The 13,737-nt window shown below is 54.7% G+C and carries 16 protein-coding genes; 7 read left to right on the top strand and 9 right to left on the bottom strand.

Going from position 1 to position 13,737, the window contains the following annotated elements; translation table 11 throughout:
• Positions 1–134 precede the first annotated feature (134 nt).
• The 3 genes from VFO10_RS28695 to VFO10_RS28685 all read left to right on the top strand — a co-directional run bounded on the left by VFO10_RS28695 (position 135) and on the right by VFO10_RS28685 (position 2,243).
• On the top strand, positions 135–347 hold the full coding sequence (locus tag VFO10_RS28695; RefSeq protein ID WP_325145460.1) for a hypothetical protein: 213 nt from the start codon (positions 135–137) through the stop codon (positions 345–347).
• A 161-nt stretch (positions 348–508) separates the two neighbouring features.
• On the top strand, positions 509–1,453 hold the full coding sequence (locus tag VFO10_RS28690) for a small ribosomal subunit Rsm22 family protein (protein ID WP_325145459.1): 945 nt from the start codon (positions 509–511) through the stop codon (positions 1,451–1,453).
• On the top strand, positions 1,440–2,243 hold the full coding sequence (locus VFO10_RS28685; RefSeq protein ID WP_325145458.1) for a Cof-type HAD-IIB family hydrolase: 804 nt from the start codon (positions 1,440–1,442) through the stop codon (positions 2,241–2,243). The genes VFO10_RS28690 and VFO10_RS28685 overlap by 14 nt, the downstream gene beginning before the upstream one ends.
• On the opposite strand, the gene VFO10_RS28680 is transcribed toward VFO10_RS28685, so the two are convergent.
• Positions 2,244–3,002 carry a DUF2059 domain-containing protein gene (locus tag VFO10_RS28680; protein ID WP_325145457.1) on the bottom strand — a complete coding sequence of 253 codons (759 nt, stop codon included), beginning with the start codon at positions 3,000–3,002 and terminating at the stop codon, positions 2,244–2,246.
• Positions 3,003–3,124: 122 nt separating this feature from the next.
• On the opposite strand from VFO10_RS28680, the gene VFO10_RS28675 reads away from it, so the two are divergent.
• Together VFO10_RS28675 and VFO10_RS28670 are read left to right on the top strand one after the other, a co-directional pair.
• Entirely contained in the window at positions 3,125–3,823 is a 699-nt protein-coding gene (locus VFO10_RS28675) for an acetoacetate decarboxylase family protein (protein WP_325145456.1), read from the top strand.
• Entirely contained in the window at positions 3,820–4,599 is a 780-nt protein-coding gene (locus VFO10_RS28670) for an SDR family NAD(P)-dependent oxidoreductase (RefSeq protein WP_325145455.1), read from the top strand. Before VFO10_RS28675 ends, VFO10_RS28670 begins: the two co-directional genes overlap by 4 nt.
• On the opposite strand, the gene VFO10_RS28665 is transcribed toward VFO10_RS28670, so the two are convergent.
• The 3 genes from VFO10_RS28665 to VFO10_RS28655 form a co-directional block, all read right to left on the bottom strand.
• Positions 4,596–6,167: a hypothetical protein gene (locus tag VFO10_RS28665; protein WP_325145454.1), complete on the bottom strand. Its 1,572-nt coding sequence runs from the start codon at positions 6,165–6,167 to the stop codon at positions 4,596–4,598. The two genes, VFO10_RS28670 and VFO10_RS28665, sit on opposite strands and share 4 nt — an antisense overlap.
• Before the next feature lie 88 nt (positions 6,168–6,255).
• Positions 6,256–6,885 carry an SCO family protein gene (locus VFO10_RS28660; RefSeq protein ID WP_325145453.1) on the bottom strand — a complete coding sequence of 210 codons (630 nt, stop codon included), beginning with the start codon at positions 6,883–6,885 and terminating at the stop codon, positions 6,256–6,258.
• A 69-nt stretch (positions 6,886–6,954) separates the two neighbouring features.
• The gene (locus VFO10_RS28655) at positions 6,955–9,111 is read right to left on the bottom strand and encodes an aminotransferase class V-fold PLP-dependent enzyme (protein ID WP_325145452.1); all 2,157 of its coding nucleotides are present in this window, start codon (positions 9,109–9,111) and stop codon (positions 6,955–6,957) included.
• A 102-nt stretch (positions 9,112–9,213) separates the two neighbouring features.
• On the opposite strand from VFO10_RS28655, the gene VFO10_RS28650 reads away from it, so the two are divergent.
• On the top strand, positions 9,214–9,627 hold the full coding sequence (locus tag VFO10_RS28650) for a (deoxy)nucleoside triphosphate pyrophosphohydrolase (RefSeq protein ID WP_325145461.1): 414 nt from the start codon (positions 9,214–9,216) through the stop codon (positions 9,625–9,627).
• A gap of 6 nt (positions 9,628–9,633) precedes the next feature.
• On the opposite strand, the gene VFO10_RS28645 is transcribed toward VFO10_RS28650, so the two are convergent.
• The 3 genes from VFO10_RS28645 to VFO10_RS28635 all read right to left on the bottom strand — a co-directional run bounded on the left by VFO10_RS28645 (position 9,634) and on the right by VFO10_RS28635 (position 11,861).
• A complete protein-coding gene (locus tag VFO10_RS28645; RefSeq protein ID WP_325145451.1) occupies positions 9,634–9,843 on the bottom strand; it encodes a hypothetical protein in 210 nt (69 codons plus the stop codon).
• 51 nt (positions 9,844–9,894) lie between these two features.
• On the bottom strand, positions 9,895–11,082 hold the full coding sequence (locus tag VFO10_RS28640; protein WP_325145450.1) for a sensor histidine kinase: 1,188 nt from the start codon (positions 11,080–11,082) through the stop codon (positions 9,895–9,897).
• 86 nt (positions 11,083–11,168) lie between these two features.
• Positions 11,169–11,861: a hypothetical protein gene (locus VFO10_RS28635; RefSeq protein WP_325145449.1), complete on the bottom strand. Its 693-nt coding sequence runs from the start codon at positions 11,859–11,861 to the stop codon at positions 11,169–11,171.
• 132 nt (positions 11,862–11,993) lie between these two features.
• Between VFO10_RS28635 and VFO10_RS28630 the strand changes: the two genes are divergently transcribed.
• Positions 11,994–12,419 carry a response regulator gene (locus VFO10_RS28630; RefSeq protein ID WP_325145448.1) on the top strand — a complete coding sequence of 142 codons (426 nt, stop codon included), beginning with the start codon at positions 11,994–11,996 and terminating at the stop codon, positions 12,417–12,419.
• A 4-nt stretch (positions 12,420–12,423) separates the two neighbouring features.
• On the opposite strand, the gene VFO10_RS28625 is transcribed toward VFO10_RS28630, so the two are convergent.
• Together VFO10_RS28625 and VFO10_RS28620 are read right to left on the bottom strand one after the other, a co-directional pair.
• The gene (locus VFO10_RS28625; RefSeq protein WP_325145447.1) at positions 12,424–13,131 is read right to left on the bottom strand and encodes a 4'-phosphopantetheinyl transferase family protein; all 708 of its coding nucleotides are present in this window, start codon (positions 13,129–13,131) and stop codon (positions 12,424–12,426) included.
• Between the two features lie 33 nt (positions 13,132–13,164).
• Positions 13,165–13,737, bottom strand: a 573-nt coding sequence (locus tag VFO10_RS28620) for a hypothetical protein (protein ID WP_325145446.1), incomplete at its 5' end; no start/stop codon positions are given.

The raw sequence follows: 13,737 nt of genomic DNA, 5'->3' as shown, positions 1-13,737 counted from the left end.
CTTCTAAGCGGCTGTAACTTCCATTGAAAAAAAACTTTGTTGGGCTAAAGTTAAGGCGCATAAAGCGGATACCGTTAAGAATTTTGATGAATGAAGTTTGGAAGAGAACGCTCAGTCCATGCGAGGGATAGCCTATGATTGTGAATCTGGAAAAATACCGTTTGAAACGTCAGGAGGAGCAGGCTTACCGCCTGGAGCTGGTCGAACAGATCAGGCTCTGTCATCAGACCAAGCCTGAGTCGGAACGTGCGGATACTTTCTACTTCGAGCATATTAAAGCTCATTTTTCGATCGAGATGCTGGAAGAGATTCTGAGTCGACTGCAGCCGAAAGTTAGCAACGAGTAATCCTGCCGGATAGTTCACTTCACATGGACAAATCTTCCAAAAATCCCTAGTGTAGGGGCTTTCTTTGCGCCCATTTGATCAGGCGAAATATTGCAGCGGGCTTTCTTTGCGCCCATTTGATCAGGCGAGATAATCCAATGGATTGGGACCTCATACAGAAGATGCGCCAAGGTTTCTTGGACACCGACGGACATTTGCCGGATTACTGGCACGATGAACGCTGGCTTAGCGCGTACGATCAAACGCTAGCCCAGAGAATTCGCTGGAAATGGCTGGCCGTGCTGGAAACACTTGCGCCGCGCTGGCCCCGGCTGCACGGTGTCACGTCGATAGTGGACTGGGGCTGCGGCACGGGGATCGCGACACGAAGTTTCCTTGGCAGCGTGGGTCTACCGAAGCCCAAGGTTTTCCTTTTTGATCGATCAAGCGGGGCCATGCGTTTTGCGGCCGGTGCGATTCAGAAGGAATGCCGTGAGGCGGACGTCGTGCTCTTGAAGACGATGCAGATTCCTGCCGAACCTTTCGTGCTGCTTGTCAGTCATGTGCTGTCCGAGCTGGATGACAGGAGTTTTGAAGAACTGAAAAAACTCGCGGCAGCTGCGGCCCTCGTGCTTTGGGTGGAGCCTGGACGCAGCCTGGAAAGTCGCCGACTCAGTCGGGTGCGTGAGGCGCTGCTTGAAAGTCACCACATTCTGGGGCCGTGCCGGCATCAGAAAAGTTGCGGCGCCCTTCAGCCCGGACGCGAGAACGATTGGTGCCACTTTTTTGCGCCGGTGCCACGCGAGGTGCATCAGTCTGCGTTCTGGCGCGAATTCAGCAAGCGCATGAAGGTTGACCTTCGCAGTCTGCCCGTCGCATGGCTGGCGGTCGTGAAGCCGCAGAATTATACTGGAGTGGAGCCGCATCAGGACGAGGCTCTGATTTTGAGTCGTCCACGCGTATTCAAAGGTTACTGCCGCTGGCTGGGCTGCACGAGTGCAGGTCTTAGGTCCGGCGATTTTCAAAAGAAACATGATAAGACCATTTTCGAGGCCCTGAGTGAACCTGAATTCATGACAGCACTGCCTCAGAATCAGCTGATAAGGAATGATGATGCTCCCGTATAAGGCCGTGTTTATTGATTTGGATGGAACTCTGCTGAACCGCCAGGCGCAGGTCTCCGATCGCAATCGCGAGTGTTTGAAAAAGTTGGTCGCGCGCGGCGTGCATGTGGTGATCGCCACCGGCCGCCCCGTGGAATCCATTCGTCAGCTCGTGGCCTCGGTTCAGAGTCCATCCCCTGTGATATCGCTGTCGGGCAGCATGGTGCATAAGAGCCTTTATGGTGAGCCGCTGGCCGCGCAGATCATTCCCTTTGAAACCATGCACAGCCTTTTGGAAGTGTGCCGGAGACTCGAAGGCGTGAAGAATATTCTTTTGGATGAAGCCGAAGGATTCTATGCGCTGCAGGATGATCCGGTGATCGATGAGTTCATCGGCATGTATGGGAAGAAGCCCAGCATGTTCACCTATGATAAGGTGCCTCAGGGGCCGGTGCTGTCGATCCTGGTGCATGCGCGCGAAGACCGGCGCACGATCTATGAAACGCTGCAGGAGCAGTTCGGTGACCTTGTGCACTTCACCTATTTCCGCGAGTATCCGTGGATTGAATTGAGCGCCTTTGAATCGAACAAGGGCCAGGCCATGGCCACTGTGTGCCAGCATCTGGGCATCAGCATGGATGAAGTCATCGCGATCGGTGATGGAGCCAATGACCTGGAGATGATTGCAGCCGCAGGACTTGGGATTGCCATGGAGAATGGTGATGATGAAGTGAAGGCGGTGGCGGATCGGGTGGCCCCCCATCACAATCAGGATGGGGTGGCGCTTATTCTGGACGAAATTTTTCAGCTTTGATCAGTTCTTCACGGGCGCGGTTTCGGGAGGTGTGCCCGTGGCGGTTTTAACGCGATGCTTTTTCATGATGGCTTCCATCTCGGCCATCATTTTCGGCTGAGCCTCCTGATTCACCTGCTGCACCACCTGCATGGTCTTTTGCATCACTTCAGGCTGCTTTTTCAGCATCGCAGCGCCGACGTCCGAACGATAGAATTCAGCCATATCATTCAGTTCCTGAGCCGAGAAAACATCGGTATAGACCTTGGAAAAGACCTTTTCCATTTTTTCCCAGCTATAGATTTTGGACATGGCCTGAGCCATGGCTTCCTGTCCTTCGGGGGTCAGCTCTTTGCTCATCATTTGACCCGAGGCCTTGAAAGCCTGCTGAATCATGGCCTTGGTCTGTGTCACTTCCATCAGGTCCGCGGCCAGCTTCTCGCGATATTCCGGGGTATCCTCCTCGGGCGTCACAACGTCATGATCGGGAGCGGCCAGCTTCTTTTCAAGCTCTTCGATTTTGGCTGATTTTTCCATAAGTTGCGTCTGAAGTGCGGCGACGTCCGTGGTTGCTTCTGCTGGAGCGCTCGTTGCAGCGGCAGGGGCGGCATCTTTTGATGCAGACAGATCCTCCGAAGAGTCTGGCTGTGTTATGATGGCAGGAGGTGTGGTTTGGGCACGTTGATCGGCCTTTTTAACTGTAAAAAATGCGGCAGCATATCCGGCAGCGAAACCAACCAGCAGCACCAGACTTCCGAATAACACATACTTACGATTCATGGAAAACCTCTTGATAAGTCAGACGGTCAACACCGTCGCTGGCTGTTCTGCCCGAAGCTGCCCCCCTTGTCCAGCATGAAGGTCTGGGCGAGAACGATGAATTCAGGAAGAAGGATGACATCATGGAAACAGCCAAAGTGCTTTCATCGTCCCCTAAACCGGAACGCCCTGAATTTCTGCCGGCTCCGTGGAATCTGACCGGACGTGGTTATGTCTTTGTCTATAATTTCCCCGAGGAGTTCATTCGGACTCAAGGCATGATCATGACGCACCTTCAGCCGCATTTCAAAGGTGGCTTTGGTACAATTATGCTCGTCGATTATTCCAGCAGCAACTGTGGCCCCTATTATGAACTGCTGTTTATTCCTGGCAAGTTTCAGTATCATGGCAAAAAACTTCACTCCATTTCGCGTATCTTTGTCTCCACGATATCGAGTGTGATCAACGGTCAGCGCAACTGGGGGATTCCCAAGGATCAGGCGGAATTCCAGGTGGTTCAGGAAAAGGACGGAACAGAAGTGTGGCGGGTGCGGTTCAAAGGAATTGAAATATTTCGAGCGCGACTGGGATCCGGCGTGATTCCCTTTCCTTTGACGACGGCAGTTGCCCCCAGCACTTTGATGCAGTCCTGGGAGAAGCATGTGTATTTCACTCAGCTCAGCGCAAAAGGATGGGGCCGCCGCGCGAAGCTCCTCGACGTGCAGGGTGATGGCCGTTATTTTCCCAATCTCTGCGAACTGAAGCCTCTGGTGGGAGTCAAAATTGAAAGTTTTTGGATGACTTTTCACGAACCCACTCTTATTCCCGAGGCAGATCTATGAATTTGGCAGGTAAAAAGATTGTTGTGACAGGTGCCGGCTCCGGTATCGGTCGGGCTTTGGTCCAGGAACTCTTAAAAAAAAATGGCGTTCGCATCCTGGCTGTCGATTTGAATATCAGCGCTGTTCCCCAAAGTCCCGCGGTCACGACTCTGGCCTGTGATTTAAGTGTTCCCGAAGGCACCGACACTGTCATGAAAAAGGCCCAGGAAAGCATGGGCGGCATTGATGTTTATTTTGCCAATGCTGGTTTCGCTTACTATGAACAGATTGGGCCTGCGGATTGGAATCGTCTGCAGCGCATCTATGGAACGAATGTCCTCACTCCCATTTACACCTTTCAAAAAGTGCGCGAGCAGGCCAATGGAAAGCCGTTCCGGGTGGTGGTCACAGCCTCGGCCATGGGCTATCTCGCGATTCCTGGCTATGCGGTGTATGGGGCCACGAAGGCTTCCGTCGTAAGTTTTACCGATGCTTTGCGTTGGGAATTGAGGGATCCTTGCGCCTTGACGCTTTTGAATCCGATTGCCACCCGCACACAGTTCTTCACCCATGCGCGCGGCAAGGCACCGACGCCCTGGCCTTCACAAACCCCTGAGCATGTGGCTCGCGTTGCCGTGCGCGGCGTCGAAGCGGATCGCGCGGTGATCTTTCCATCCTTTATTTTCCGCATGACGCTCTTTTTCCACCGCTATTTGCCCCTGGTCGGCTGGATTTACCAGTGGCATCAGGATTGGATACTGAAGCGCTGGCATGCGGCTATGCAGGAAGCCCGTTAATACCAGGCTTCCAAAAAGGCTTTCAACGCCTGCCTCTCACTGACATCGTGATCCGTGCAGAGGTCCAGGTGCACGTCCTGCCGCAAGCCATCAGGCAGGGCAGGATCACCCTCGCGATCCCCATTCAAACACAGGGCATGATCCAGATCCTGCACGGCGCCGTTCACCATGATGTGACGGCGGGTGTGAATGCCCTTCAGTTTGCGGCTGTATATGCCCTGGTTCACGAGCGGCTCATAGCCCAGCATGGCGACGGTTTGATCATAGATGCCCTTCGCCAGTTTTTTAGGCGGGAGGTAATTGAGAAGAGGATCAACGAGAACCTCAGGAGTGCGCAGGAGGCTGGCGTCATGGGCCTGCAGCGTTTCCCCGTCGGGCCCGTTATGACAGGACTGGCAGCGTTCCGTGAAAATCTGCCGTCCCGCATCGACCAGAGCAGGAGCCGGTGCATTCAGATTCCTGGGCGTTTTCAAACTGCGGAAGTAAAGAACGAGCGGATCCACATAGCGGGCTTTGGCGAAGCGATCCAAGCCCGTTTGAAATATAAAGGCCAGAGCCACGAAATCTTCCGCGCTTTTCACAGGGGAAAAGCTGCTCAATGGTCGCGCCTGACCCGCCTCATAATCACCCGGATAATTCTTCATATCCCATGCGCCAGGGGCTGACATCCAGTAGCTTTTTCCCGGAATCGGCAGGAGCGGGGAGCTGGCATAATATTGATTCGGTGTTCCGCTCAGCCAGGTGGCAGCTTCTTCGAAGACCGGACGTGAGGCACCAGTGAGGTTGTAGAAGAGGTCCGTGGCGTGCAGCCAGCTGACGACCTTCGCCACATCAAAGAGTGTGCGGGAGGGCGAGAGGGATCTCTTCAGCTTTTGATCGAGCGTCGCGTAAAGCTTCCGCAAATCCTCGGGCCAGGCTTTGGGGTCGCGTTGATCCTTGTCCGCGCGCCAGGCGCTGTAAACGACCAGGGCATTCACCTTGCCGAAGTCGAGATCCTGATTGGGCATCCCCGCCGCGTACCGTCCATCCGGGAGCCTTCCGAAGTGACAGCTTGCGCAGGTGATGCCGCGTGCCGGACCCGTGGCGGGCGAGAGCAAACCCCAAGGGGATTTTTCAAGGCGCACAAAACCCACGGGAAAACCTGGATCGTAGGGATTTTCAATCAAACCGGTTTTCGTGAAGGCGCGCCCGGCTTCTTCCGGGAAGAGTTCGGGAATGGCCTTCAGCATATTCTCGGGAATGGCCATCTTCGATTCAAAATTCGCCGCAAAAAACATCCATTTTCCGCAGCGCAGCATATCACTCACATGGCTCGGGTTTTGTTGCGAAGCGGGCGGCAGCTTGTCGTTCGAATCCAGTCGCGAGAAATGCCGTTCGCAGGCCTTTGCGAGTTTATCAGGCTCCAGCACTGACTTCACATCTGCTGCGATATCCACAGTTGCATTCAAGCTTCGCGCGAATTCCACGAAGGCAGGTGATGAGGTTCCCTCCGCCGCTGCATAAGCCGATACGCTTAACGTCAGTCCGGCCGCCAGGGACAGAGTGCGACTTAGTTTGTTCACGAGCATGATAAACCTTCCGGTGAAATGTTTACCTGTGTTCAAACATAGGACGAAGGGAATTTCCAGATGAAATTCAGGGATCGGGAATTTGTCATCAGGGGCAGTTGATGAAACTGCAAAGCTCCTGATGCAGAGTTTCGTGTTCTGGCAAGCGATTCCAGGTGGCGACATGGTGGGCTTCGGGATCGACAAGAAAAAGATTAGGCGCATGAAAATACTGATCGGGTCCCTGTTCCGGGGCCATATCCACGCTGGCATCAAAGAAGAGAAAAAGTTTTTCCCTTTCCTCCCAGGACCCCGCATAGCCTTCAAATCGTGGATGAAACGAGGCTGCAAAATCCTGAATGCGCTGCGCATCATCATCGGCGGCGACAGAGACCATGACGAGACGCAGACTATGCGTTTGATCAAGGGCCTCCATCTGTCGATAGACACTGGCCAGCGCCCCGAGAGTGGTGGGGCAGTCGTCAGGGCAGCGGCTGTAACCGAAGTAGAGCAGAGTCCAGGTGCCTTTCAGATTCATGCTCGTCAGCGGCTTTTTCATGCCACTCAATTTAAAATCCGGCAGCGAGCGCGGATCGAATTGAACGAGCTGAGAGATTTCCGCACGCAGCTTCTGATTCGGCTGCACCCGCGGCCAGGCCCACCAGAGCGCAAGGAGACTGAGGCTGCCTGCGACAAACAGGGCCTTCAGCGAAATGTCGGTGGATCGTCCTGGCTGCATGAAAAGAAGCCTCCGGTTCAGCCAATGAATTCGGCTGATTCGGAGGCGGACTCAAGTATTTCTATGCTTTCAGATCGGTAAGGATTGCAAAGGCCGGCTGCAGCTGCTCAGGCGGACCTTTTCCCAGATGATGGGGCGGGTCAGATGGTCTTTCGCCACGAAAAAGAAGGGCAGATTCGTATCAATGCCATCGAAGCCTTCGAAGCGATGCATCTGCTTTTCCGGTGCAAAGAGCAGACCACGCAGCAGCTGCTCGATATCCCGGCGGCAGTCTTCGGCCGTTTTACCTGCGGGTACCAGCAGCGGGCAGAGGGTTTGAACCAGTTCCTGCAGGAAACTGTCTTCACTGGTGGTGAATTCCTCGACCTGTTTTTTGATCAAAGGATAGCAGGCGGTCGCCAGCTGATCGAGCGAGACCTGAGCGGCGCGACCGGCGCTTTCCTCAAGAATCAAACGGCCGAGCTGTGCGGACGCGAGCAGGTAAAATTCTTCAAGCTGATCAGCCCAGCAGGCTTCAAGCGATTCTTCATCGGCCAATTGCGGAAGGAGATGCTCGCTGTCTTGCAGGGTCAGAGCATCATCCAGGTGCAGGCGCGGCTGCGCGGCACTCGGGAATTTATGCTGCCAATCGCCGGTATAGGGATCGAAGCGATACTGATCGAGGAAGAGCGCCCCGAACCAGCCGATCGCGCTCAGGGCCTTCCTTGTGTAATCAAGCTCCGCCTTGTTCATGGTGTAATGCGTGCCGATGCGCGTCCAGCCCGGTTTGAAACCGTTCAGGATGTTGAGAATCAGTTCCACGTATTTGCCGGAGAGATCGCGTTCGATGCCCAGGAGTTCATGCCCGAAGGGGCCGGCGCAGGCGCAGCCCGAACGGGCCTGGACGCCGAAGAAATCATTCAGCAGCACGGCGACGAAGGTGTGATGCAATTTCCTTTGGCCGTGGCGCACCAGGAACGAAAATATCGGATAGCGTTTCTGGGGATCGCAGTTGCCAAGGATTTCGAGCTTCGGATGCTGCGCGAAAAATTGCAGCATTTTTTCCGAGAGCTGATTTTCCAGGCGATGAATGGCCTCCTTGCCGACCCAGTCCTTGATTTGGAAGGAAAGCGCGGCCTGCCAGGTCTGGCGAATCGCAGGCGTGCCCGCGGATTCCCGTTCCTCGATGCTCGGATGGAAGTGATATTCCCAGGGTGTGACGGCTGCGACTGTCCCGCCGCCGCCAAAACTGGGGTTGCTCGTCATATCATAAAGGTGACGGCGACCGACCAGAAAGCCGATGTTCGCGCCGCCCAGGTTTTTATGGACGGAAAGGAAGATGGCGTCGATGCCGTCGCGTTCCATGTTGATGTCAGCGTAAGGCGCGCATGCTGCATAATCCACGCAGAAGAGAGCCTGGTGCCGATGCAGGACATCGGATATGTCTTTCAGATGACTTTTGATGCCCGTGACGTTCGACGCCGCGGAAAACGATCCGATCTTCAGGTGATTCGGATATTTCGCGAGCTGACGATCCAGATCTTCAAGGTCCACATCGTTGCTGCAGGGACCGTCGCGCAGAGCCTTGATCCGCACAAAGGTGCAGAGCGCATCATCCTGCCACGACACATCATTCGAATGGTGTTCATAGGGCCCGACGAAAACCACGATCTTTTCCGCGAGGGATTGCTTCAGATCCACGCCGAGCTGCTCGCGAATCAGTTTCTGCCCCTTCGGCGAAAGATAGAGGCCGAGGATCTTCTGAATTTTTTCAATGGCCCCCGTAGCGCCATAGCCGGCGGGCACCACGAAACTATCCTCGCCCGCACCGACATGGCGGCGAATGATTTCGATCGCCTCATGCAGACGGCAGGTGGAATAGCGTCCGGTAGTGGAGGTTTCTGTATGAGTGTTGGCGTAGGTGGTCAGACACTCATTCATATAGCGTTCGATAAAGGCCAGGCCCTGAGCCGAAGCGGTATAATCCAGGTGCAGCATGGCCCGGAGAGAGGGGCCACTTTGTTCGCCAACGACGCCCTGCCAGAGCCTGGGACTGGGCAGAAGTGTCAGCCGCCCGATTTTCTGTTCGCGCAGAAAACGCAGCTTATCTTCAACGCTGATCTCGGGTGCCGCGCGCGGTGGCCGATTCTGTGCGCTGACAGGCCGCCAGTGCTGGCGCGCCAATTTTGATAAGTTTGGAAAAGCACCGAGATTCTCGGCCTGAAACAGCGTCGGACCTTGCAACATGAAATTCCCCTTCCTATCCTTCGTCTTCACGAGATTTCTTGCATATTTGTCGGAAAAGATCCACGATCATCCGCGTTTTCGCACAAGGAGGCTTGATTGATTATGCGCAATGTGCCCGTCGCCTGCGCTGTCCTGCGTGATGGACCGCTTTATCTGGCTGTGCAACGCTCCCCGGAGATGCGTGATCCGGGACTTTGGGAATTTCCAGGCGGTAAAGTGGAACCTGGAGAAAATGTTTTCGAATGCCTGCATCGCGAATTGCAGGAGGAGCTGGGTATTGATGTATCCATTCGTGGTGCATTGCGGGCCAAGGCCGTTCTTTTGGGAGAACGCCGCATCCTGCTCTATCCTATGCTCTGCACGCTGCGAGGCGGCCGTATGGAATTAAGGGAACATAGCGATGCGCGCTGGTTGACACTGCCTGAACTCGTGCAGCTGCCTTTTTGCGAGGCTGACCTCGATATCCTCGAGGTCCTGCATCATCCTCTGCTCGAGGAATCGCGCTGGTGGCTGTAGCCAGCCTTAAGCCTTGGGTTCAGGCTTTTTATTGCGCTTGTCGATGAAGTGCAGCTGGTTTTTATACTTATCAACCTGCGCCCGCAGACGACGCCAGCCTGCATCATGACGCAGGGTTTTTTTATCCGGTTTGCCGCCAAGTTTGGCCTCGAAATCTTTCATCAGCTTGCTGGCTTTGGCGAGATCAGATTCCACGAGTGCGCGCGTTCTTGCCATGTCTGCTTCTCCTGCTTTCAATGGTTTGGGGGCATTATAGCGAACTGTTCTTTAGGCGGCGAGTTGATTTTGCTGCGATAACGGGAGTTCCACGCAGACTGTGGTTTGCGGCTGAGTGAAATCAAAATAGAGACGACCGCCGTGACTATCAATGATACTCATGGCCAGGCTCAGGCCGACACCACGACCCTGTCCCACTTCCTTCGTGGTAAAGAAGGGCTGGAAGATTTTCTCGCGCACGTCTTCAGGCACGCCCTGACCGCTATCAATGAGTCGAACGCGCAAGGTCCGCGCATCCAGATTCTGCACCTCGACCCGCAGCCACGGTGTTTCGGAATTCGTGGCGGCATCCGCGGCATTTTCAATCAGGTAAAGGAAGGCCTGGGCCAATTCCACTTCACGCGCTTCAATCACGGCTTCAAACGTTTCGGGGAAGTCCACGCGGATGCCACGCGGGGCATAGCGATTGATGCTGAGGTCACGAATCCTTTGCAGAAGGCGCCCGAAGTGCAGCACCTTGATTTCTTCTGTGGAAGGGTTGCTGGCTATGGTTTCAAGGTCGGTGATCGCTTCCTGGATGCGGAAGATCGTTTTCTCGATGCTGTTCAGGATCATCTCGGCCTGCGCCTGATCACAGTTCAAAGCACTCATGAATTTTCGCAGCTGACCCGCGCGGCCGACGAGGATGGCCAGCGGATTGTTGATTTCATGGGCAATGCCGCCAGCCATTTCACCCAGGGCCGCGAGCTTTCTGTCATTGAAGGACTTGGCGATCTGCTCTTCCAGCTGCGTTTTCCGAAGCTTCAGCTCGCGTTCCAGATTCTTATTGAGACTGGCGAGATTATTCTTGGCCACGAGCGCTTCACGATGCTCGATCTGCAGCTGACGGAAATACATGATGAACATGTTTTCGAGTTCTTCAAATTCACCCGTGGCATCGCGTTTGACTTCGAAAAAGATTTCCTTTTCCAGAATATTTTTCACCTGGAACGATTGCAGACGTTTCTGCAGATCGTGCAGGGGACGCACCAAAAGCAGATGGCTGTTGATGTAGAGCGCGACGCCCAGAACCAGAAGCGAAGACATGCCGAAGAGGGTGATGAGGTGGGCCGAGGTCATCCACTGATAACGATCCAGCCATTGAAAGAGCGTGGCAAAAAAGCCCGTAACACCCATAAATATAAACAGGGTGCGCGCTGTGAATTGAGCGCCGAGACTTGATTTTTGCTTCCACTTCATTCAAAGACCCTCATCCACAAGGATTATCGGTCCGTGGGGATGAAGATTGAGGGCGGGCGGCGGCGGACTGAGTAAAAACCCTGAGTTCAGACCTGTCCCAGGAACTTTTTCAGAGCGGTCATGACATTCAAGGGGATCTCGTGGCCGCCAGGGAAGTGGACAAACTCCAGTTCATACTGATGTTTTTTGAAAAGACCGGCCAGATCCTCGGACGCCGCAAAGGGAAGTATGGGGTCACCGCGGCCGTGGGATTGGAAAACTTTCAATCCGGTAAGCCGCCCGAGTTGCGGTTCCCAGCGGGGCAGGGCCAGAAGGCTGCCGGACAATTGGAGCAGGGCCGCAGGCTTTTGCGGGGCATGGAGCGTGACATCAAGACTGATCATGGCGCCCTGACTGAAACCACCAATGACCACCGTGCTATGGGATTTTTGAACCTCGCTGAGAAGACCGAGGATCGCATCACTGGCCCTGGTCAGACCGTCGGGCACTCGATCGGCAAAGGGACGCCTGTTGCCGGTGCGCATGGATTCTTCCAAGGCCACCATATCAATGGGAAACCAGGCGCGGCCTTCCATGTGCGGGCCGATGGCGACAGGCAGAATGCCATTGGGGAAGAACCAGTCAAAGTTTTCCGCCTCATCCAACTCGACGGCGAGTGAAGCCAGGTCACGATAATCAGCCCCGAAGCCGTGCAGAAGGATGACGGCCTTGGTATTGCCGGGTTTTTCCGTGACGATGCAGTCGAGTCCAGCCAGTTTTTTCAATTGGAAATTGCGCATAGGGCCTCCTCTTGGATTTCACTTAGCAGTTTCAGGGGAGTACAGGCAAGCTGGATCTTACGAAATTTCAAGTCAAGTTCCGGGACTCTTGGACGAAATTAAAATTGAAAACTTTATAAGCGGGTGGGTGGAATGTTCATTGAGAAACCTTACAAAATCGCCTTGATTGACGATGATCCGCTCATCCTCGCGCTGATGCATCAGGTGATCAGCAAGGAAAAAGACGTCGAGGTCCTGGCTTTCCAGAATCCTCAGGAAGGGCTCGAGGCGATTCGCAATCAAAAGATTCGCCTGGTCTTCGTCGATATCAACATGCCTCAGATGTTCGGTGATGATCTTCTGCGGGAATGCGTGAGCATGAAGCAGGGGATCCAGGTCTATGTCGTGACGGGAACGGGGAGTCTGATCATCGTCGAGCGTTGCTTCAATGTCGGTGCGCGTGATGTGCTGCCGAAGCCCGTGCATATCCCTGACCTGCAGGCCGCTGTGCGGGAAGGCGTTCAGCATCTGGACCGCTGGAACGAACGCATCAATCGTTCCGCGCGCAAGACTGCCTAATCATTCATTCCTTGGGTTTTAAGACCATCGTTTCAATCAAATCCGCCGAGGGCATGCGGGAGTGTAAATCCCAGCTCGTGCCCTCTTCGAACGCATCGCTCAGATCGGTGACGAGCATGATCCTGAGGCGATTGCTGCCAAAGGCTTTCACACGCGCGGCCTGGAATCCGTAGAAGCGCCGAAGCTGGGGGAAGACGGCTTTATAAAGGCTTTCCTTGCCCGAGAAAATAAGGGTCAGCGCCTCTTCCCGGGAAATTTTTTGCTGGTCCTGGAGTTCATCCAGTTCTTCCAGATCACAGCAGATGTGTTTGATCATCTGGGGCGTCGCTTCCGCGATGACCCTTTCGATATCAATGCCGACCGACTCGATCTGCGACGCCGGGCCGACCACAGCCGTGGCCAGCCGATCGGTATGGGAGATCGAGCCCACGAGTTCCACCGGCCAGATCGGGGCCCGGTCCTCGCCGGCTGGAATGAGGGGCGGATTCGCATAACCCAGACTTTCCATGCAGCTCTTGACGCAGAGCCGGCCGCAGAGAAATTCAATCTGCCTTTTTTTGATGGCGTAACGAAGATTGGCAGGAAGGTCCAGGCCCTCATCCGAAAGGAATTGGTCGGCCTGGAGCTGCTCTGGATTGAAACTGAGGGTCCATTGAAAAGCCCCATGAGGAAGCTTATTCACGCTCATGGGGACTTGTTTGCGTATGCTCATAGTTTCCCGAGTTGAGGCGGTGCCCGCTTTATATCACTCAGGAAAGGTATAAACGATATCGACCTTTGAATCAACAGCTGGCTCGAAATTCAGCGTGATGGTCGCGCCCTCACGCGTGTAGTCGGTCGTCAATTCCTTGTTGTAATAGACGGCCCAGATGCCTTTGTCAGCGTCTTTGATGCCGGACAGGGTAAAGCTCTTCACCTGGGTCTTGTACTTATAGGTGAGGACGAACTCGGTTTTTTCCGTCACCGGGCAGGTGGCGATCAGTTCCATGCCCTGAACCTTGAGGTTCTGGCCATAGACGCAGGTTCCCGCCATCATGCTGACATTGACTGTTCCTGGCTCCGGCATGCCGGCCAGCGGGAACTTGCGTTCAGCGCCGTCTGGCAGTTCATAGGTGAACATCAATTCCTTGCCGGCCTTGTGATCGCCTTGATTGATCGTAATCTTGCCGTTGCCATTCATCCCCGGATCGAGGGTGAAGTTCAAAGCGGTGGCGCCGTCGAGCAGGCGGAAGTTCTTGGCTCCGGTTGCTATGGACACGGGGTATTGCAATTCGGGGCCGTCCACCGAGGTATAGGTGACGTCAATGAGTTCCGCATC

The organism is Oligoflexus sp. (assembly GCF_035712445.1).
Classification (GTDB): Bacteria; Bdellovibrionota_B; Oligoflexia; order Oligoflexales; family Oligoflexaceae; genus Oligoflexus.
The sequence above is the reverse complement of the archived record's forward strand: the minus strand, read 5'-3'. Positions and strand labels throughout refer to the sequence as shown.

What these genes read in the sequence shown, in the direction of transcription:
- VFO10_RS28695 (WP_325145460.1), top strand. Translation starts at nt 135, where the DNA reads ATGATTGTGAATCTGGAAAAATACCGTTTGAAACGTCAGGAGGAGCAG.
- VFO10_RS28690 (WP_325145459.1), top strand. Translation starts at nt 509, where the DNA reads ATGCGCCAAGGTTTCTTGGACACCGACGGACATTTGCCGGATTACTGG.
- VFO10_RS28685 (WP_325145458.1), top strand. Translation starts at nt 1,440, where the DNA reads ATGCTCCCGTATAAGGCCGTGTTTATTGATTTGGATGGAACTCTGCTG.
- VFO10_RS28680 (WP_325145457.1), bottom strand. Translation starts at nt 3,002, where the DNA reads ATGAATCGTAAGTATGTGTTATTCGGAAGTCTGGTGCTGCTGGTTGGT.
- VFO10_RS28675 (WP_325145456.1), top strand. Translation starts at nt 3,125, where the DNA reads ATGGAAACAGCCAAAGTGCTTTCATCGTCCCCTAAACCGGAACGCCCT.
- VFO10_RS28670 (WP_325145455.1), top strand. Translation starts at nt 3,820, where the DNA reads ATGAATTTGGCAGGTAAAAAGATTGTTGTGACAGGTGCCGGCTCCGGT.
- VFO10_RS28665 (WP_325145454.1), bottom strand. Translation starts at nt 6,167, where the DNA reads ATGCTCGTGAACAAACTAAGTCGCACTCTGTCCCTGGCGGCCGGACTG.
- VFO10_RS28660 (WP_325145453.1), bottom strand. Translation starts at nt 6,885, where the DNA reads ATGCAGCCAGGACGATCCACCGACATTTCGCTGAAGGCCCTGTTTGTC.
- VFO10_RS28655 (WP_325145452.1), bottom strand. Translation starts at nt 9,111, where the DNA reads ATGTTGCAAGGTCCGACGCTGTTTCAGGCCGAGAATCTCGGTGCTTTT.
- VFO10_RS28650 (WP_325145461.1), top strand. Translation starts at nt 9,214, where the DNA reads ATGCGCAATGTGCCCGTCGCCTGCGCTGTCCTGCGTGATGGACCGCTT.
- VFO10_RS28645 (WP_325145451.1), bottom strand. Translation starts at nt 9,843, where the DNA reads ATGGCAAGAACGCGCGCACTCGTGGAATCTGATCTCGCCAAAGCCAGC.
- VFO10_RS28640 (WP_325145450.1), bottom strand. Translation starts at nt 11,082, where the DNA reads ATGAAGTGGAAGCAAAAATCAAGTCTCGGCGCTCAATTCACAGCGCGC.
- VFO10_RS28635 (WP_325145449.1), bottom strand. Translation starts at nt 11,861, where the DNA reads ATGCGCAATTTCCAATTGAAAAAACTGGCTGGACTCGACTGCATCGTC.
- VFO10_RS28630 (WP_325145448.1), top strand. Translation starts at nt 11,994, where the DNA reads ATGTTCATTGAGAAACCTTACAAAATCGCCTTGATTGACGATGATCCG.
- VFO10_RS28625 (WP_325145447.1), bottom strand. Translation starts at nt 13,131, where the DNA reads ATGAGCATACGCAAACAAGTCCCCATGAGCGTGAATAAGCTTCCTCAT.